This is a genomic window from Pseudomonas sp. DY-1, assembly GCF_003626975.1.
In the GTDB taxonomy this organism is placed as follows: domain Bacteria; phylum Pseudomonadota; class Gammaproteobacteria; order Pseudomonadales; family Pseudomonadaceae; genus Metapseudomonas.
Genome location: NZ_CP032616.1, coordinates 5,550,690 through 5,567,058 on the forward strand (window position 1 = coordinate 5,550,690; position 16,369 = coordinate 5,567,058).

Sequence of the window (16,369 nt, forward strand, 5' to 3'; positions counted from 1 at the left end):
AAGGACGGGCTCGGGCGGCGCCAGGGATATAAGGCTTCGCCAGGGCTTGTTGTCGAACTCAGCAAGGGACAACAACAATGGCACTCAATAAAGAAGCGCCGGAGTTTGACGTCGATGACGAACTGCTCCTTCTGGAGCCGGGCGTCATATTGGATGATGCGTTGAGCGAGGAGAACGACGCGCCTCTGCCTACCGCAAAATCCCGGCATTCAACCTCACCAAAGCAACACAAGTATATCGACTACACCCGCGCGCTAGACGCGACTCAGCTGTACCTCAACGAAATCGGTTTTTCCCCCCTGCTAACCCCGGAAGAAGAAGTGCACTTCGCGCGCCTTGCGCAGCGTGGTGATCCTGCCGGGCGCAAGCGCATGATCGAAAGTAACCTCCGCCTTGTAGTGAAGATCGCACGACGTTACGTCAACCGCGGTTTGTCGCTGCTCGACTTGATCGAAGAGGGCAACCTCGGTTTGATCCGGGCTGTGGAGAAGTTTGATCCGGAGAGAGGCTTCCGCTTCTCTACCTATGCGACCTGGTGGATCCGTCAGACCATTGAACGGGCCATCATGAACCAGACCCGGACCATCCGCCTGCCGATCCATGTGGTCAAGGAGCTCAATGTCTATCTGCGAGCCGCACGTGAGTTGACCCACAAACTGGATCACGAGCCTTCGCCTGAAGAAATCGCCAATCTGCTGGAAAAGCCTGTTGACGAGGTCAAGCGCATGCTCGGTCTCAACGAGCGGGTGACTTCCGTGGACGTTTCCCTCGGTCCGGATTCCGACAAGACTCTGTTGGACACACTGACCGATGATCGACCCACCGACCCCTGCGAGCTGTTGCAGGACGATGATCTCTCGCAGAGCATCGACCAGTGGCTGTCCGAACTTACCGACAAGCAACGAGAAGTGGTTGTTCGCCGCTTCGGATTGCGCGGTCATGAAAGCTGCACGCTCGAGGAAGTGGGCCAGGAAATCGGCCTGACCCGTGAGCGGGTGCGGCAAATCCAGGTCGAAGCGCTGAAACGGCTTCGGGAGATCCTGGAGAAGAACGGTTTGTCTAGCGATGCCCTGTTCCAGTAAACCTGGAGCAAAGCGAAAGAGCCCGGCTTAGGCCGGGCTTTTTCATGGTCGGAGTGGAGGAATAGAACGGCCTGATGCTGTGACTGGAGTCGGGCTTGAAGGCGTGTTTCACGGATCAACGAAGTCCTCTTTTATGCGTTGCGGTGTAAGTCATTGCTTACACGCTATGTGCGTGATTAGAGGAGGTTGCTGCTCGTGATTGGTGAAAATCTGATAGGAGAATTTTTAACTTATTGATTAATAAGAAATTTATTTTTTTACATTGAACTGGCTTGGTCGTCTGTGCGGCAGCCTGCCAACTTGCTCTGTGCTCCCGGATCACTAATATCACTCTTGCGTACAGGATGTACGCGGGTTGATAAGGACGTCGACCAGGGACATCGCGGGATGCGATTCATCAGGATGATGAGCAAGGAATACAGGGAATAGGGACAAAAGAGTGGGCGGGTATCCCCCGCCCCTTTTTTCGCCCGCAGGAAAGCAAAAGGCCCGCAGATGCGGGCCTTTTTGCGTTTGGATGCGCAGACGAATCAGCGCTCCAGATGCTCCAGCTTGCCTTTGACACCATCCCACTCTTCGGCGTCGGCCAAGGCTTCTTTCTTCTCGGTGATGTTTGGCCACACTTCGGCCAGATCACGGTTCAGTTCGATGAACTCCTGCATGTCCTCAGGCACTTCATCCTCGGAGAAGATGGCTTGCGCCGGGCATTCGGGCTCGCACAGTGCGCAGTCGATGCACTCGTCCGGGTGAATGACCAGGAAGTTCGGGCCTTCGTAGAAGCAGTCCACCGGACAGACTTCCACACAGTCGGTGTATTTGCATTTGATGCAGTTGTCGGTGACGACGAAGGTCATTTCTATTCTTCTCCTCAAGCGGCGGCTCGGAAGCCTTCTATATCCGGCTTCTCGGCTCGGGAACTCACGGTACCGGGTAGGCTGATTCCCGGGTGCACTCCAGAGCGCGCGGGATTCTAGCAGCTTGTGCGGTTAAGGGGTTAGATGCGTGACTTCAGTGTATATAACAGCTCCAGCGCCTGCCGAGGCGTCAGATCATCCGGCTTGATCTTCGCCAATTCGTCCAGCACCGGGTGCGGCAGGCTTGCGAACAGGTCGCTCTGCATTGGCGCGCTTGGCTGGCCGGGGGCCTGCCGCGGAGCTTCATGAGGCAGGCTGGTGGTTTCCAGCCGCGCCAGATGCTCGCGGGCGCGCTGGATCACTCCGCCGGGGACGCCTGCCAATTGCGCTACCGCCAGGCCATAGCTCTGGCTTGCCGGGCCCCGCAGCACATGGTGCAGGAATACGATGCGCTCTTTGTGCTCGGTGGCATTCAGATGGACGTTCGCTACCACCGGTTCAGCTTCAGGCAGAACGGTCAGCTCGAAGTAGTGGGTGGCGAACAGGGTGAAGGCACGCAGTTGGGCCAGATGCTCGGCTGCCGCCCATGCCAGCGAGAGACCGTCGAACGTACTGGTGCCGCGACCCACTTCGTCCATCAGCACCAGGCTGCTTGCGCTGGCGTTGTGCAGGATGTTGGCGGTTTCGCTCATCTCCACCATGAAGGTGGAACGGCCGCCAGCCAGGTCGTCGCTGGAACCGATGCGGGTGAAGATGCGGTCCACCAGCGACAGCTCGCAACTGGCCGCCGGCACGAAGCAACCGATGTGGGCGAGCAGCACGATCAGTGCGGTCTGGCGCATGTAGGTCGATTTACCGCCCATGTTCGGGCCGGTGATGATCAGCATGCGGGTGGCGTCATCCAGGGCCAGGTCGTTGGCCACGAAGGGGGTGTCCAGTACCTGTTCCACCACCGGGTGACGGCCTTGGTTGATGCGCATGCAGGGTTCGTCGACGAAGCGTGGTCGGTTCAGGTCGAGGTTCAGCGCCCGCTCGGAGAAGTTGCTCAGCACATCCAGCTCAGCCAGGGCGGCGGCAGTATCCTGCAGCGGTGCCAGCTGTTCGATCAGCAGTTCCAGAAGCTCGTCGTAGAGCATCTTCTCCCGTGCCAGGGCGCGGCTCTTGGCCGATAGCGCCTTGTCTTCGAAGGCTTTCAGTTCTGGCGTGATGAAACGCTCGGCGCCCTTCAGGGTCTGGCGGCGAATGTAGTCCGCAGGTGCCTGTTCGGCTTGCACGCGCGGCAGCTCGATGAAGTAACCGTGGATGCGGTTGTAGCCGACTTTGAGGTTGGGTAGGCCGGTACGGGCCTTTTCCCGCGCTTCCAGATCCATCAAGTACTGGCCGGCGTTCTCGCTAAGTGCCTGCAGTTCGTCCAGTTCAGCGTCGTAGCCGGTCTTGATCACGCCACCGTCACGAATGACAGCTGGCGGGTTTTCTATGATGGCGCGAGCCAGCAGGTCGGCCAGTTCCGGATAGGTGCGGATACTGCCTGCCAGCTCCTGCAGGTGCGGAGCTTCCAGTTCAGTCATCGCGCCTTGCAGTTGCGGCAGGGCGGCGAGGGCGTCGCGTAGGCGGGCCAGGTCACGGGGGCGCGCATTGCGCAGGCCGATTCGGGCGAGGATACGTTCGACGTCGCCGATCTCCTTCAGCTGCGGCTGCAGGCTTTCGAAACGATAGCGATCCAACAGACAGTCGATGGCGTCCTGCCGGGCAACCAACACAGCACGGTCGCGCAGTGGGCGGTTCAGCCAGCGACTCAGGAGGCGGCTGCCCATTGCGGTCTGGCAGCGGTCGATCACTGATTGCAGGGTGTTGTCTCGGCCCCCGGCCAGGTTCACGTCCAGCTCCAGATTGCGGCGACTGGCAGCATCGAGGATGACGGTGTCGTCGATGCGCTCGTGGCGTAGGCTGCGTAGGTGGGGCAGGGCGGTGCGCTGCGTCTCCTTCGCATAGCCCAGGAGGCAGCCGGCCGAGCCAATTGCAAGGGTCAGCGTTTCGCAACCGAAGCCCTTGAGGTCCTGAACTCCGAACTGCTGGCAGAGGCTCTTCTTTGCCGAATCGCGGTCGAAGTCCCAGGGGGCACGACGGCGTACGCCGCGGCGCTTTTCGGCCGGCAGGCCCTGGGGCCAGTCGTCCGGTATCAGCAGCTCGGCAGGGTTGAGACGCTCCAGTTCAGCCAGCAGGTTCTCCCAGCCTTTGATTTCCTGCACGGTGAAGCGCCCGCTGGTGATGTCCAGAACTGCGAGGCCGAACAGACGCTCATCGCCGAGCACGGCAGCGAGCAGGTTGTCGCGGCGTTCATCCAATAGCGCTTCGTCACTGATGGTGCCTGGCGTAATGATACGAACCACCTGGCGTTCCACCGGGCCTTTGCTGGTGGCGGGGTCGCCAATCTGTTCGCAAATGACTACGGACTCACCAAGCTTCACCAGTTTGGCCAGGTAACCTTCCACCGAGTGGAAAGGGATGCCGGCCATGGGAATCGACTTGCCTGCCGATTGGCCGCGTGCGGTCAGGGTGATGTCGAGCAGCTTGGCGGCTTTCTTGGCGTCCTCATAGAAGATCTCGTAGAAGTCGCCCATGCGATAGAACATCAGCTGGTCCGGGTGCTGATTTTTCAGCTTCCAGTACTGCTGCATCATCGGGGTGTGTTCGCTGAGATCGCTCTGACTCATTGGCTGGCCTTGCGTGCAAAAGGCGCTAGTGTACGGTATCCCGCTGGCCCGCTTTAACCCCGGAGTGCACATGTCCGTTACCGATGAAGAGCTGACTTCCCTGGCCGCCAGGCTGGGAGAGGAGCTAAAGGCGCGTGGTGAGTCGGTAACCACCGCAGAGTCCTGTACCGGCGGTGGCATCGCCGAAGCGATCACCCGTATTCCGGGTAGCTCCGCCTGGTTCGAGGCGGGCTATGTCACCTACTCGAATACGCAGAAAACCGAGCAGCTCGCGGTGCCGATGGAGTTGTTTCCGCAGGTGGGAGCGGTCAGCCGAGAGGTGGTCGAGGCAATGGTGCATGGCGCCCAGCAGCGTAGCGGCGCACGTTTCGCCATAGCGGTCAGCGGTGTGGCCGGACCGGATGGTGGCTCGCCGGATAAACCGGTCGGTACGGTCTGGTTGGCGTGGGGGAATGGAAGGGATGTCGAGGCTGTACGCCGCCACTTTCCGGGCGATCGCCTGGCCGTGCGCCGACAAACTGTTGCGGAAGCGCTCAAGGGACTGATCCGACTAGCTGCAGGAGAAAAAGCCGTTCAGGGGTAGGCGAGCGACTTGCCCTATGGAATAATACTGTCTACTTATACAGTTGTTGGTGGCCGCCAGGCCCTCTTGATTTTAGTGAGGACTTCAATGGACGAGAACAAGAAGCGCGCCTTGGCTGCTGCCCTGGGCCAGATCGAGAAACAGTTCGGCAAGGGCGCGGTCATGCGCATGGGCGACCATGACCGCCAGGCTATCCCGGCTATTTCTACCGGTTCCCTGGGCCTGGACATCGCGCTTGGTATTGGCGGCCTGCCGAAGGGGCGTATCGTAGAAATCTACGGTCCCGAATCTTCCGGTAAGACCACCCTGACCCTCTCCGTCATCGCCGAAGCCCAGAAAATGGGCGCTACCTGCGCCTTCGTCGACGCCGAACATGCCCTGGATCCGGACTACGCCGGCAAGCTCGGCGTGAATGTCGACGATCTGCTGGTTTCCCAACCGGATACTGGCGAACAAGCCCTGGAAATCACCGACATGCTGGTGCGCTCCAACGCCGTTGACGTGATCATCGTCGACTCCGTGGCCGCTCTGGTACCCAAGGCCGAAATCGAAGGCGAAATGGGTGACTCCCACGTTGGTCTGCAAGCGCGCCTGATGTCCCAGGCACTGCGCAAGATTACCGGCAACATCAAGAACGCCAACTGCCTGGTCATCTTCATCAACCAGATTCGTATGAAGATTGGTGTGATGTTCGGCAACCCGGAAACCACCACTGGCGGTAACGCCCTGAAGTTCTACGCCTCCGTGCGCCTCGACATTCGCCGCACCGGCGCGGTGAAAGAGGGTGAGGAAGTCGTGGGCAGTGAAACCCGCGTCAAGGTTGTGAAGAACAAGGTGGCTCCGCCCTTCCGCCAGGCCGAATTCCAGATCATGTACGGCAAAGGCATCTACCGCACCGGCGAGATCATCGACCTGGGTGTGCAGCAGGGCCTGGTGGAGAAGTCCGGTGCCTGGTACAGCTACCAGGGCAACAAGATCGGCCAAGGCAAGGCGAATGCCGCCAAGTACCTGGAAGACAACCCGGAAGTTGCTAGCGCCATCGAGAAGATCATCCGCGAGAAGCTGCTGGTCGACTCGTCTGCCAACACCAAGTCGGCTGCCACAGTTGACGATCTGGCCGACGTAGACCTCTGATCCTCCTATGCCTGTAGTGCTCGACAACTCCGCCGCAGTGCGGCGGGCCGCCATGGACCTACTGGCGCAGCGCGAGCATGGGCGATTCGAGCTGACGCGTAAGCTGCGTCAGCGCGGCGCCCCTCCTGAGTTGATCGACAGTGCCCTCGACCGTTTGACGGAAGAGGGCCTGCTCTCCGAATCCCGCTATCTCGAAAGCTTCATCGCCAGCCGCGCCCGCGGCGGCTATGGGCCGCAACGCATTCGCGAAGAGCTGGCCCAGCGCGGTCTTCCACGAAGCGATATCGACCTGGCCCTGCGCGAGGCTGATATCGACTGGAACGAACAGCTGCGCGAGGTCTGGCGTCGTAAGTTCAATCGGCAGCCCCAGGACGCCCGCGAGCGTGCTCAGCAGGGCCGCTTTCTCACCTACCGTGGCTATTCCATGGAGATGATCAGCCGTCTCCTGCGCGGTAGTTCCGACGACTGACGTTCCATAAGGGCAGCCTTGAGCCATGCGCGGTCGCGCATGGCTGGTCGCTGGATGGGATTGGTTGTGCTTGGCGGATCAGACTTTGCTGGCCCAGTGTTGCGGCAGGTTGATGAAGTCGATCAGCTCGCGCAGGCGACCGTGGTCACGGCCATTGAAGCGAAATGCCAGGCGAATGAGCTCACTGAACTCCGGCTCATCCTTCTCCGGCTCGAGATACGCTTGCTGACTGAAATCGCCCTCCAGGCATAGGTCTGCGAACTGCTCCCGAATCTGGTCGAGGGCCCGTCCGCTGAGCGAATGATTCATGCGAATCACAAAGCTGTTCTTCAGCCAGCGGCTGGAGTGGTAGTTGCGGTAGAACTGCGCGATTTCTGCTGCGGCTTCGTCGGCATTGCGCACTAGACGCATCAGGTTCATGTCGCTGGGCAGGATGTAGCGGTTGCGTTCCAGTTGCTCGTGGAGGAATCCGATGGCGTCTTCCCAATAGCTACCATCCGGCTCGTCCAGCAACACCACTGGCACGACCGGGCTCTTGCCAGTCTGGATCAGGGTAAGCACTTCCAGCGCTTCATCCAGCGTGCCGAAACCACCTGGGCATAGCACCAGCGCATCGGCTTCCTTGACGAAGAACAGCTTGCGTACAAAGAAGAAGTGGAACGACAGCAAATGTTCGGTGCCATCGACCGTAGTGTTGGCATGTTGTTCGAAAGGGAGGGTGATATTCAGTCCAAGGCTGTTTTCCAGCCCAGCACCTTCATGGGCTGCGGCCATGATGCCGCCACCTGCACCGGTGATAACCATCAGGTCGCGCTTGGCCAGTTCAGCGCCCAACTGGCGGGCCAGAGTGTAGACGGGGTGCCCCTCAGGGGTTCGCGCCGAGCCAAACACGGTGACTTTGCGACGCCGCTTGAACTGCTCTAGTACGCTGAAGGCGTGCTCCATTTCGCGCAGAGTCTGCAGCATGATCTTGGCGTCCCAACGGTTGCGGTCGGCCTGCGCCATGCGCACCACGGTAATCAGCATTTCGCGGTAGAGCGCGAGGTTGGGGCTGCCGCTGGGAACGGTAAGGTTGATCAGCTCATCGACTTTCTGGGTCAGGTCGATTCCACTGGTCTGGAAGTGCCGGGAGAGATAATCGTCCGGATCATAGGGCATAGCATTCTCCTTGCTCATCGACTTCTCTGAGCCGCTCTGCTGGCTGTGTCCGGAATCCGGGCGACCCAGTCGAGCCGCTCAACTACAGCTTGCGGCAGGGAACGAATCTTTTCCAGCCGACCTCCGCCTGAATGTAGGGAGGCCAAGCTCTGGAGCATGGCGCAGCGCGTCGGCTGCACATAGGGGAAGGAGAAGGCGCTCCGAACTGGGGAGCGCCGCAGAAACGATTAGTTGGTCTTGGCCTTGAGGCCGCAGTCCTTGGCGGTGAAGCGCTCGGAAGTCACCGGGCGATTGGTCTTGTACTCGCTGAACTCATAGCGCAGGCCTGCGCCACGTGCCAGCAATTGACGGTAGCCGGTGTTGCGGCAAACGCTCGCACCTAGTTGTGCGCGCACGGCATCGGGATTTGCGCGCATCTGGGCGGCATGGGCCTCACGCACGCTGAGGTGATTCACCAGTTCGTTGCCATCCACCGTGTAGCCCTGGTCGAGGATGTCCTCGTTGATCGCGCGCGGCGTACCGGCGCTGCTCTCCTTGGCCACTTTATCGAGCATCTTGCTGAGCTCGTAGTCCTTCAGTGAGGCGGCCTGGGCGAACAATGGCAGGGTCGCGCAAAGGGCGAGGGCAGTGAGGCGCAGCATGGAAATCTCCTAACGAAAAGTAGCTGTTTGACCAGCGCGGCAATTGTGCGTTCGCAGGCGGGGCTTGTCGCGTGAAAAATCTGCGTCGTCCGGTCGACGGTGCGTTACGACGCCTCTGGTAGAATCGCTCGATTCTTTCCGATCAATCTGATTTCACCTGCCACCATTCGGTATGCGGGCTGATCAGCTGCCGTACTGGAATCCGCTTCGATGAGTCACGCTGTTTTCCGCCTGCGCGCCGAGTGTCTTGCGCGCAGCACCCGTCCCTTCGTGGCCCGTGGATCGCGTTCGCCCCGCTGCCCGGGGTGCCGGGTCGCTTTCGAGTATTGCTTCTGCGCCTGGCGCCCCAAGGTCCCTGTGCGCTCCGGCGTGTGCCTGATGATGTATCACTCCGAGCCAATGAAACCGAGCAACACCGGTTGGCTGATTGCGGATCTGGTGCCCGATACCTGGGCTTTTGGCTGGTCGCGCACCGAGGTGGATGAGGCACTGCTGGCGCTGCTGGAAGACTCGCAGTGGCAGCCGTACCTGGTGTTTCCAGGCGAGTATGCGGAGCCGGAGCGTGTGGTGGATCACGTCGAGACGGGGGCGGGCAAGCGGCCACTGTTTATCCTGCTCGATGCCACCTGGACCGAGGCGCGCAAGATGTTCCGCAAGAGCCCCTATCTGGATCGCTTCCCAGTGCTGAGCCTGACCCCGGAGCAGATTTCCCGCTATCGCTTGCGCCGCTCCACTCGCGAGGAGCACCTATGCACCGCCGAAGTCGGTGCGCTTTGCCTGGAGCTGGCCGGTGACGAACAGGCCGGTGGCGCGCTGAACGCCTATCTGGATGTGTTCACTGAACGCTACCTGGGCGCCAAGCGGAAGTTGCCCCTGGACGAGGCAAGTCCGGCGCACCAGGCGCTCAGTGTTTTCCTCTGATCAGGCTTCGGCGCTGGTCGGGCTCGCCTGCACTTCACGCTTCTGCGGCCAGAGCTGGGCCACCAGCATGCCGGCGAACATCAGGGCACAGCCGAAGTAGCCGCGTGTGTGCAGGGACTCATCCAGCAGCAGGGCACCTGCGATAGCGGCGAACACCGCTTCCAGGGAGAGGATGATGGCGGCGTGGGAGGCGATGGCGTGGCGCTGCGCTACCACCTGCAGGGTGTAACCGATGGCGACGGCGATAACGCCGCCATAGAGAATGGCCGGGCCGGCCTGGAGGATGGCGTCTATCCGGATCTCTTCGAACACGACGGCCAGCACCAGGCTCACCAACGCGCATACCGCGAATTGCAGGATCGCAAGGCGGATCGGGTCATAGCGGCTGGCAAAGAAACCCACCAGCAGCACATGCACGCCCCAGACGCAGGCGCCAGCCAGCTGCAGCCAGTCACCGGATGCAACCTGGAAACCTTCACCGACGCTGAGCAGGAACATACCGATGACCGCCAGGCTGGCCCCCAGCCAGGTCCCCATGCCAGTGCGATGGCCGAGGAAGAGTCCCAGCAGCGGCACGATGATGACGTAGAGACCGGTGATGAAGCCGGAATTGGTGACGCTGGTAAACAGCAGGCCCACCTGCTGCAGATTGATTCCCAGCGACAGGGCCAGGCCCATCAGCAAGCCGCCGAGCAGCATGCCGCGATTGAGTGGTTGCTTGACCGCTGGCTTGGGCAGCACCAGCAGCAGGGGCAATAGGATCAGGGCGCCAAGGGCGAAGCGCAGGCCGGTATAAAGGAAGGGGCCGACCGCATCCATGCCCAGGCGCTGGGCGACGAAAGCTGCGCCCCAGATGGCGGCAGTGATCAGCATCAGGATATCGGCGCGCAGTGCTTGGCTTCGCATGGTGTTTCTCGACGGGAAAAGCCGGAAACTTTGCCGTAAAGCGTTCGACTTGACCACCCCGTCCCGGCTCGGCATGCTGAGCGCCGCTTTACGGCCTGCCCGTATCAAGCTCCGGGTCCTGGCTAGCGTATCCCGTCGTGCCGAAATGCCTCTCCACACCCCAGAGAGGCGTGTCTGGGCCCATTACAAAAAGGACATGCCCATGGCCTCATACGAAATTCTCATCGCCGATGACCACCCGCTGTTTCGCAGCGCCTTGCAGCAAGCCCTGACCCTGGGCCTCGGGCCTGATGTACGGCTGGTGGAAGCGGCGAGCATTGCCGAACTCGAGACCCGTCTGGGCGAGCGCGCCGACTGGGACCTGGTCCTGCTCGATCTGAACATGCCAGGCGCCTATGGCTTTTCCGGACTGGTGTTATTGCGTGGCCAGTACCCACAGATTCCCGTCGTAATGATCTCTGCACAGGAAGAGGCCGCGGTAGTCGCACGTTCGCGTGAGTTCGGTGCGAGCGGCTTCATTCCCAAGTCCAGTCCACTGGAAGTGATCCAGAACGCGGTGCGCGCGGTGCTCGATGGCGACGCCTGGTGGCCGCCCCAGCTCCAGGAGGCCCAGGCCCTGTCCGATGAGGCCAAGGCGGCCAGTGAAGGCCTCGCCAGCCTGACGCCTCAGCAGTTCCGCGTACTGACCATGGTCTGCGAAGGGCTGTTGAACAAGCAGATCGCATTCGAGCTGCATGTCTCCGAAGCTACGGTGAAGGCCCACGTAACGGCCATCTTCCGCAAGCTCAATGTACGTACGCGAACCCAGGCTGCACTGCTGCTGCAACAGATGGAATCGATTCCTTCGGCCTGAGTTCGGCATTTCACGCAAATTTGAAGCGCGTTGCGTTAGGCTGCGCGCTCCTTTCTAAAGCCCCTTCTCCTATGTCGCCATTCAAAGGCCAGACTGGCCTCAAACGCATCCTCAATGCCGCCGGCTATTCCTTCGACGGCCTGCGTGCCGCCTTCACTGGCGAAGCTGCCTTCCGCCAGCTGGTATTGCTCAATGTGGTACTGATCCCGCTGTCCTTCTTTCTCGATGTCAGTCGTGGCGAACGCGCCCTGATGATTGGCGCGTGCCTGTTGGCGCTGATTGTCGAACTGTTGAACTCGGCGGTGGAAGCGGCCATCGACCGCATCTCGCTCGAGCGCCATCCGCTGTCGAAGAACGCCAAGGATATGGGCAGTGCGGCTCAGTTCACGGCGTTGACCCTGATCACCGCCGTCTGGGCCACGATCCTCCTCGGGTAATCCTCAGGCTATCGGTGGTAGCACGATCTCGTCGCTTCGGTTCACGCCAGCGGTCAATGCCCTGCACTGGTCGAGAAACTCGCGCATGGCCGCTGTCTGGTACTTCTGCCGGTGCCAGATGAAGTAGAACTGCCGGCGCAAATCGATGCCCGGGGTTTCCAGCGGCACCAGGCTGCCACGGCGGAAGGCATCGCGCAGGGCCAGCCGCGAGATGCAGCTTATGCCCAGCCCAGACTCCACCGCGCGCTTGATCGCCTCGGTGTGCTCAAGCTCAAGCCGTATGTTCAGCGGGGTAGGGTGATGACGCATGGCCTGGTCGAAGGTCAGCCGTGTGCCTGAGCCCCGTTCTCGAAGGATCCAGGCCTCGCGGCTGAGTTCTTCCATGCTCGCCTGGCCCTTGGCTGCCAGTGGATGCCGCGGTGCGCAGAACACCACCAACTCATCCTCCACCCAGGGTACGACTTCGATATCCGGGTGCTGACAGTCACCTTCGATTAGACCCAGATCAAGTTCGTACAAGGCAATCTGCTGGACGATATTCGCCGTGTTCTGCACGTGCAGGCTCACGCGACATTCCGGGTGGCGTTGCATGAAGGCGCCTATCAACAGTGTGGCGAGATAGTTACCCACGGTGAGTGTGGCGCCGACATCAAGGGAGCCGAAGCCAGTCTTGCCATTGAGTAGATCCTCGATCTCTCGTGCCTGGTCCAGCAGGGCGACGGCCTGGGGCAACAACTGGCGACCGAGGGCACTGAGGCTGAGGCGCTTGCCGGCCCGATCGAACAGCTGGCAGCCGGATTGGCGCTCCAGTTCAGTTAGTGAGGTACTGGTTGCCGACTGGGAGAGCGACAACTGCTCCGCAGCACGGGAGACGCTTTCCTGTTGGGCGACGGCGACATAGACCTGGATCTGTCTGAGAGTAAATCGCATATCTATATAACCGATAACCTATATCTTGATAATTCAGTTAACAGATATTGTGGCGGTCATTACAATGTCGCGCAATTGCGCCCCCTGACCAGTGCGGCGCTGGCGACTTCCCAAACTTTCGGAGCCCCGTAAATGAGCAACATGAACTCCGAACGCATCCTCAGCGTTCATCACTGGAACGACACGCTGTTCAGCTTCAAGTGCACCCGCGACCCGGGCCTGCGCTTCGAGAACGGGCAGTTCGTCATGATCGGCCTGCAACAGCCCAGCGGCCGTCCGCTGATGCGCGCCTATTCCATCGCCAGCCCGAACTGGGAAGAGCACCTTGAGTTCTTCAGCATCAAGGTGCCGGATGGTCCGCTGACCTCCCAGCTGCAGCACCTCAAGGAAGGCGACGAGATCATTATCAGCAAGAAGCCCACCGGCACCCTGGTCCTCGATGACCTGAACCCCGGTAAGCACCTCTACCTGCTGAGCACTGGCACCGGCCTCGCCCCCTTCATGAGCGTGATCCAGGACCCGGAAACCTACGAGCGTTTCGAGAAGGTCATCCTTGTGCACGGCGTGCGCTACGTGAACGAAGTTGCCTACCGCGAGTTCATCACCGAGCACCTGCCGAAGAACGAGTTCTTCGGTGAGGCGGTGAAAGACAAGCTGATCTACTACCCCACCGTGACCCGCGAGCCGTTCGAGAACCAGGGCCGCCTGACCGACCTGATGCGCAGCGGCAAGCTGTTCGAGGACATCGGCCTGCCGCCGATCAACCCGCAGGACGACCGCGCGATGATCTGCGGCAGCCCGAGCATGCTCGACGAGACCAGCGAAGTGCTCGACAGCTTCGGCCTGAAGATCTCCGCACGCATGCGTGAGCCGGGTGACTACCTGATCGAGCGCGCCTTCGTAGAGAAGTAAGCCTCGACAGCTCCAGAACAAAGCCCGCCAATTGGCGGGCTTTGTCGTTTCCGGAGAATCAGACCGGGGAACTGAAGCGCTGCCCGGAGATAGCCGGGTGGTAGATCGGCTGGATCTTGTTCCCCGCCGGGTCCAGCACATGGAAGCTGTAGGCGCCGTCGCCATGGGCGAAGGGACGGTCAAGCATGGTCACGCCATGAGCCTTGAGGTACTGGAACCAGGCCTCCAGCTCGTCAAGGCTGTCCACCACGAAGCCGTAGTGATCCACCGCCTGCATGCCGCTACTGGGAGCAAAGGCTCGGCCGAGGGAGAGATTGTCGTTACCGCAGGTTAGGTAAACCAGGTCCTCGTTGGCGCGGTTGAGGACTTCCATGCCCAGTACGTCCACGTAGAAGCGTTCGCACTCTTCCAGATTGGGCACGACGATGGCGATATGGCGCAGGCCATTGAGGCGACTTGGACGGCTGGGCATTTCTTTGACTCCGTTTTTGTATACAATTTTTTGTAAATATAAGACAAAACGGAGTTCAACGTGTACTGCCTTCTTCTCAAGACCCGCCTGCGTCCCGGTAGCCTGGACGCCTTCATGGATGCCATGCGCATCAACGCCGCTGCGTCGGTACGAGTCGAGCCCGGTTGTCTGGTGTTCGATGTGCTGCAGGATCGCAGCGACCCCGACCTGATCTGGCTCTACGAGGTCTATACCGACGAAGCCGCCTTCGAGGCGCATATGCTGACCCCGCACTTCCTCGCCAGCCGGCCGCTGGTGGAGCCTCTGATACTCGAACAGGATTGCATCGAAGCGGATTCCCTGGCGTTCAACGCCGCTCGCTGATTCCTGCGTCTGAAGGGTGGCAATCGCCCTTCATTCCCACCACCGTTGCTGTCGAGCGTCATTGGTGGATCGAAGAAGTGATTCACGAAACTGTGGGAGCGAGTTCATTCGCGATCCAAATCGCTCCCACAGTTTCAACCTTGCGCGATTTCCAGCACGCGAATCCGTCCGGGTTCCGGGTAGTGCCAGCGCACATCCACGTCCCACAGCCGGGTGCCGTAGCGGCGTTCGGGCTCAGGCTTCTGATAGGCCGGGCGTGGGTCCTGGGCGAGGCACTGTTCGATCAATTCGGTCAGGGGCTCACCCAGGCGCTGGCCGTGCTCATGGGCCTGGAGCAGGGCGGTTGGCTCCCATTCCACTGGAATGAGTTCAGGTGCAGCGTCGGCGATGGCATTCAGCGCGCCATCCTGGCAATCGGCGTAGGGCACATAGGGTTTGATGTCGATTACCGGAGTGCCGTCCAGCAGGTCGATCCCGGATAGCCAGAGTCGGCCGGCCTCCACCTTTTCCAGCTTCACCACCGACTGACCAATGCCGTTGGGCCGGTAGGTGGAGCGACTGGCAAAGACGCCGATGGACTGGTTGCCGCCAAGCCGTGGCGGACGCACCTTCAGGCGCGGCTTGTCTTCCAGTGCCTGGTGGAAGAGGAACAGCAGCCAGACATGGCTGACCTGCTCCAGGCCGGCCACGGCATCGCCAGTGTCGAAAGGCGGCGTAAGCTCCAGCACGCCCCGGGCCGCAGGGGCCAGATGCGGCTGGCGGGGGATGGCGAATTTTTCCTTGAAGCAGGAACGGACGTAGCCGACCGGCGAAATGTTGTGCTGCATATCAGTAAGGAACGCGGCAGCCGGCGTCGCGGAAAGCTCCACCGAGGCGCTGCCAGCCTTCGCCCGGACTGGTCTGGGCGCAGGTCAGGGCACCATCGAGCTTGCTTTGCCAGATGAAGAAGGGAGACGGCGCGGCGAAACTCGGGGTGGCCAGAGTGAGCAGCAAGGTGAGGAGCGTGAGGCGCATGGGGTAATTCCGGTGACGTGCGCGGCTACCCTAGCGCCGCTCCGGGCGCCGCGCAATAGACCGGTTACAGGTGGAAACCGCCGTCGATGGGGATGATGGCACCGGTCATGTAGGCCCCGGCGGTGCTGGCCAGGCTGATAGCCAATGCCGCCATCTCTTCACCCCGGCCCCAGCGCTTCATCGGAATCAGCGCGGTATCGCGCGCCATGGCTTCCGGGTCGTTGGCGATGAAACGGGTCATCTTGCTGGGGAAGCGACCAGGGGCGATCACATTGACGTTGATGTGTTCCGCCACCAGTTCCCGCGCCAGCATTCGCGACAGCTGATGCAGAGCAGCCTTGCTCGGGCCATAGGCGTAGGCTTCCTCGCCATGGGAGGTGATGCCCGCGACCGACCCGATATTGATCACCCGGGCCGGGCTCGCTTCGCTGCCAGCCTTGCGCAGCAAGGGCAGTAGCTGCTGGATACAACTGAACACGGAGGTGACGTTGAGCTGCATGACCTTCTCCCAGCCTTTTGCCGGATAACTTTCCAAGGGCGCGCCCCAGGTTGTGCCGGCGTTGTTCACCAGGATGTCCAGTTGTTCCGTGCGTTGCGCCAGCGCAGCAGCCAGGTCCCTGGCCCCTTCCTCGCTAGAGAGGTCCGCGGCAAGGCCTTGGCATTCGCCGTAGACGGAGAGTTCGGCTGCAGTTTCACGACAGGCTTCGGCATCACGGGCGCAAATGAAGACGCGGGCACCTGCCTCGAGAAAGCCCTGGGCGATCATCCGTCCGATGCCACGGGTACCACCGGTGACCAGGGCGGTGCGGCCCTGAAGACTGAAATAGGGGGGCATAGCGAACCTCGCGAGTGAGCCGGGAAAGGCCCATACCCTAGCCCCGGCATGGCCGGGGCGGGGGCATTATCGAGGTGCGGAATGAGGCGGC

At 61.0% G+C, this 16,369-nt stretch carries 19 protein-coding genes; 9 read left to right on the forward strand and 10 right to left on the reverse strand.

Annotated features, from left to right (window positions below; translation table 11 throughout):
* Nucleotides 1-77 precede the first annotated feature (77 nt).
* Nucleotides 78-1,082, forward strand: coding sequence for an RNA polymerase sigma factor RpoS (gene rpoS, locus D6Z43_RS26130; protein WP_120654884.1), 1,005 nt, complete (start codon nucleotides 78-80; stop codon nucleotides 1,080-1,082).
* Nucleotides 1,083-1,612: 530 nt separating this feature from the next.
* Here rpoS and fdxA read toward each other — a convergent pair.
* Nucleotides 1,613-1,936: a ferredoxin FdxA gene (gene fdxA / locus D6Z43_RS26135; RefSeq protein WP_120654885.1), complete on the reverse strand. Its 324-nt coding sequence runs from the start codon at nucleotides 1,934-1,936 to the stop codon at nucleotides 1,613-1,615.
* 140 nt (nucleotides 1,937-2,076) lie between these two features.
* Entirely contained in the window at nucleotides 2,077-4,650 is a 2,574-nt protein-coding gene (gene mutS / locus D6Z43_RS26140; protein ID WP_174235595.1) for a DNA mismatch repair protein MutS, read from the reverse strand.
* Between the two features lie 70 nt (nucleotides 4,651-4,720).
* On the opposite strand from mutS, the gene D6Z43_RS26145 reads away from it, so the two are divergent.
* From D6Z43_RS26145 to recX, 3 genes are all read left to right on the forward strand, one after another.
* Complete coding sequence (locus tag D6Z43_RS26145) at nucleotides 4,721-5,233, forward strand: CinA family protein (RefSeq protein ID WP_120654887.1); 513 nt, start codon at nucleotides 4,721-4,723, stop codon at nucleotides 5,231-5,233.
* An 87-nt stretch (nucleotides 5,234-5,320) separates the two neighbouring features.
* Nucleotides 5,321-6,367, forward strand: coding sequence for a recombinase RecA (gene recA, locus D6Z43_RS26150; RefSeq protein ID WP_120654888.1), 1,047 nt, complete (start codon nucleotides 5,321-5,323; stop codon nucleotides 6,365-6,367).
* Nucleotides 6,368-6,374: 7 nt separating this feature from the next.
* Nucleotides 6,375-6,836: a recombination regulator RecX gene (gene recX, locus D6Z43_RS26155; RefSeq protein WP_120654889.1), complete on the forward strand. Its 462-nt coding sequence runs from the start codon at nucleotides 6,375-6,377 to the stop codon at nucleotides 6,834-6,836.
* 78 nt (nucleotides 6,837-6,914) lie between these two features.
* Here the strand turns inward: recX and D6Z43_RS26160 are convergent, their stop codons facing one another.
* Together D6Z43_RS26160 and D6Z43_RS26165 are read right to left on the reverse strand one after the other, a co-directional pair.
* On the reverse strand, nucleotides 6,915-7,994 hold the full coding sequence (locus D6Z43_RS26160) for an LOG family protein (protein ID WP_120654890.1): 1,080 nt from the start codon (nucleotides 7,992-7,994) through the stop codon (nucleotides 6,915-6,917).
* Between the two features lie 227 nt (nucleotides 7,995-8,221).
* Nucleotides 8,222-8,635: a quorum-sensing-regulated virulence factor family protein gene (locus D6Z43_RS26165; RefSeq protein ID WP_120654891.1), complete on the reverse strand. Its 414-nt coding sequence runs from the start codon at nucleotides 8,633-8,635 to the stop codon at nucleotides 8,222-8,224.
* Nucleotides 8,636-8,845: 210 nt separating this feature from the next.
* Between D6Z43_RS26165 and D6Z43_RS26170 the strand changes: the two genes are divergently transcribed.
* Nucleotides 8,846-9,556, forward strand: coding sequence for a tRNA-uridine aminocarboxypropyltransferase (locus tag D6Z43_RS26170; RefSeq protein WP_120654892.1), 711 nt, complete (start codon nucleotides 8,846-8,848; stop codon nucleotides 9,554-9,556).
* On the opposite strand, the gene D6Z43_RS26175 is transcribed toward D6Z43_RS26170, so the two are convergent.
* Nucleotides 9,557-10,537 (reverse strand): DMT family transporter, encoded by a 981-nt coding sequence (locus D6Z43_RS26175; RefSeq protein ID WP_371924293.1) that lies wholly within the window; start codon nucleotides 10,535-10,537, stop codon nucleotides 9,557-9,559.
* Between the two features lie 127 nt (nucleotides 10,538-10,664).
* Between D6Z43_RS26175 and erdR the strand changes: the two genes are divergently transcribed.
* Both erdR and D6Z43_RS26185 read left to right on the forward strand, forming a co-directional pair.
* Nucleotides 10,665-11,315, forward strand: coding sequence for a response regulator transcription factor ErdR (erdR, locus tag D6Z43_RS26180; RefSeq protein WP_120654894.1), 651 nt, complete (start codon nucleotides 10,665-10,667; stop codon nucleotides 11,313-11,315).
* Nucleotides 11,316-11,386: 71 nt separating this feature from the next.
* Entirely contained in the window at nucleotides 11,387-11,752 is a 366-nt protein-coding gene (locus D6Z43_RS26185; RefSeq protein ID WP_077527711.1) for a diacylglycerol kinase, read from the forward strand.
* 3 nt (nucleotides 11,753-11,755) lie between these two features.
* Here D6Z43_RS26185 and D6Z43_RS26190 read toward each other — a convergent pair whose 3' ends face one another.
* The gene (locus tag D6Z43_RS26190; protein ID WP_120654895.1) at nucleotides 11,756-12,682 is read right to left on the reverse strand and encodes a LysR family transcriptional regulator; all 927 of its coding nucleotides are present in this window, start codon (nucleotides 12,680-12,682) and stop codon (nucleotides 11,756-11,758) included.
* Between the two features lie 132 nt (nucleotides 12,683-12,814).
* On the opposite strand from D6Z43_RS26190, the gene fpr reads away from it, so the two are divergent.
* Nucleotides 12,815-13,594, forward strand: coding sequence for a ferredoxin-NADP reductase (gene fpr / locus D6Z43_RS26195; protein WP_120654896.1), 780 nt, complete (start codon nucleotides 12,815-12,817; stop codon nucleotides 13,592-13,594).
* A gap of 58 nt (nucleotides 13,595-13,652) precedes the next feature.
* Here the strand turns inward: fpr and D6Z43_RS26200 are convergent, their stop codons facing one another.
* Nucleotides 13,653-14,066 carry a VOC family protein gene (locus D6Z43_RS26200; protein WP_120654897.1) on the reverse strand — a complete coding sequence of 138 codons (414 nt, stop codon included), beginning with the start codon at nucleotides 14,064-14,066 and terminating at the stop codon, nucleotides 13,653-13,655.
* 60 nt (nucleotides 14,067-14,126) lie between these two features.
* On the opposite strand from D6Z43_RS26200, the gene D6Z43_RS26205 reads away from it, so the two are divergent.
* On the forward strand, nucleotides 14,127-14,429 hold the full coding sequence (locus tag D6Z43_RS26205; RefSeq protein ID WP_120654898.1) for a putative quinol monooxygenase: 303 nt from the start codon (nucleotides 14,127-14,129) through the stop codon (nucleotides 14,427-14,429).
* A gap of 134 nt (nucleotides 14,430-14,563) precedes the next feature.
* On the opposite strand, the gene tsaA is transcribed toward D6Z43_RS26205, so the two are convergent.
* The 3 genes from tsaA to D6Z43_RS26220 all read right to left on the reverse strand — a co-directional run bounded on the left by tsaA (nucleotide 14,564) and on the right by D6Z43_RS26220 (nucleotide 16,278).
* On the reverse strand, nucleotides 14,564-15,256 hold the full coding sequence (gene tsaA / locus D6Z43_RS26210) for a tRNA (N6-threonylcarbamoyladenosine(37)-N6)-methyltransferase TrmO (RefSeq protein WP_120654899.1): 693 nt from the start codon (nucleotides 15,254-15,256) through the stop codon (nucleotides 14,564-14,566).
* A 1-nt stretch (nucleotide 15,257) separates the two neighbouring features.
* Nucleotides 15,258-15,443, reverse strand: a complete 186-nt coding sequence (locus D6Z43_RS26215) for a hypothetical protein (RefSeq protein ID WP_120654900.1) — start codon at nucleotides 15,441-15,443, stop codon at nucleotides 15,258-15,260.
* Between the two features lie 64 nt (nucleotides 15,444-15,507).
* The gene (locus D6Z43_RS26220) at nucleotides 15,508-16,278 is read right to left on the reverse strand and encodes an SDR family oxidoreductase (RefSeq protein ID WP_120654901.1); all 771 of its coding nucleotides are present in this window, start codon (nucleotides 16,276-16,278) and stop codon (nucleotides 15,508-15,510) included.
* Between the last annotated feature and the right edge of the window lie 91 nt (nucleotides 16,279-16,369).

What these genes read in the sequence shown, in the direction of transcription:
- rpoS (WP_120654884.1), top strand. Translation starts at nt 78, where the DNA reads ATGGCACTCAATAAAGAAGCGCCGGAGTTTGACGTCGATGACGAACTG.
- fdxA (WP_120654885.1), bottom strand. Translation starts at nt 1,936, where the DNA reads ATGACCTTCGTCGTCACCGACAACTGCATCAAATGCAAATACACCGAC.
- mutS (WP_174235595.1), bottom strand. Translation starts at nt 4,650, where the DNA reads ATGAGTCAGAGCGATCTCAGCGAACACACCCCGATGATGCAGCAGTAC.
- D6Z43_RS26145 (WP_120654887.1), top strand. Translation starts at nt 4,721, where the DNA reads ATGTCCGTTACCGATGAAGAGCTGACTTCCCTGGCCGCCAGGCTGGGA.
- recA (WP_120654888.1), top strand. Translation starts at nt 5,321, where the DNA reads ATGGACGAGAACAAGAAGCGCGCCTTGGCTGCTGCCCTGGGCCAGATC.
- recX (WP_120654889.1), top strand. Translation starts at nt 6,375, where the DNA reads ATGCCTGTAGTGCTCGACAACTCCGCCGCAGTGCGGCGGGCCGCCATG.
- D6Z43_RS26160 (WP_120654890.1), bottom strand. Translation starts at nt 7,994, where the DNA reads ATGCCCTATGATCCGGACGATTATCTCTCCCGGCACTTCCAGACCAGT.
- D6Z43_RS26165 (WP_120654891.1), bottom strand. Translation starts at nt 8,635, where the DNA reads ATGCTGCGCCTCACTGCCCTCGCCCTTTGCGCGACCCTGCCATTGTTC.
- D6Z43_RS26170 (WP_120654892.1), top strand. Translation starts at nt 8,846, where the DNA reads ATGAGTCACGCTGTTTTCCGCCTGCGCGCCGAGTGTCTTGCGCGCAGC.
- D6Z43_RS26175 (WP_371924293.1), bottom strand. Translation starts at nt 10,537, where the DNA reads ATGCCGAGCCGGGACGGGGTGGTCAAGTCGAACGCTTTACGGCAAAGT.
- erdR (WP_120654894.1), top strand. Translation starts at nt 10,665, where the DNA reads ATGGCCTCATACGAAATTCTCATCGCCGATGACCACCCGCTGTTTCGC.
- D6Z43_RS26185 (WP_077527711.1), top strand. Translation starts at nt 11,387, where the DNA reads ATGTCGCCATTCAAAGGCCAGACTGGCCTCAAACGCATCCTCAATGCC.
- D6Z43_RS26190 (WP_120654895.1), bottom strand. Translation starts at nt 12,682, where the DNA reads ATGCGATTTACTCTCAGACAGATCCAGGTCTATGTCGCCGTCGCCCAA.
- fpr (WP_120654896.1), top strand. Translation starts at nt 12,815, where the DNA reads ATGAGCAACATGAACTCCGAACGCATCCTCAGCGTTCATCACTGGAAC.
- D6Z43_RS26200 (WP_120654897.1), bottom strand. Translation starts at nt 14,066, where the DNA reads ATGCCCAGCCGTCCAAGTCGCCTCAATGGCCTGCGCCATATCGCCATC.
- tsaA (WP_120654899.1), bottom strand. Translation starts at nt 15,256, where the DNA reads ATGCAGCACAACATTTCGCCGGTCGGCTACGTCCGTTCCTGCTTCAAG.
- D6Z43_RS26215 (WP_120654900.1), bottom strand. Translation starts at nt 15,443, where the DNA reads ATGCGCCTCACGCTCCTCACCTTGCTGCTCACTCTGGCCACCCCGAGT.
- D6Z43_RS26220 (WP_120654901.1), bottom strand. Translation starts at nt 16,278, where the DNA reads ATGCCCCCCTATTTCAGTCTTCAGGGCCGCACCGCCCTGGTCACCGGT.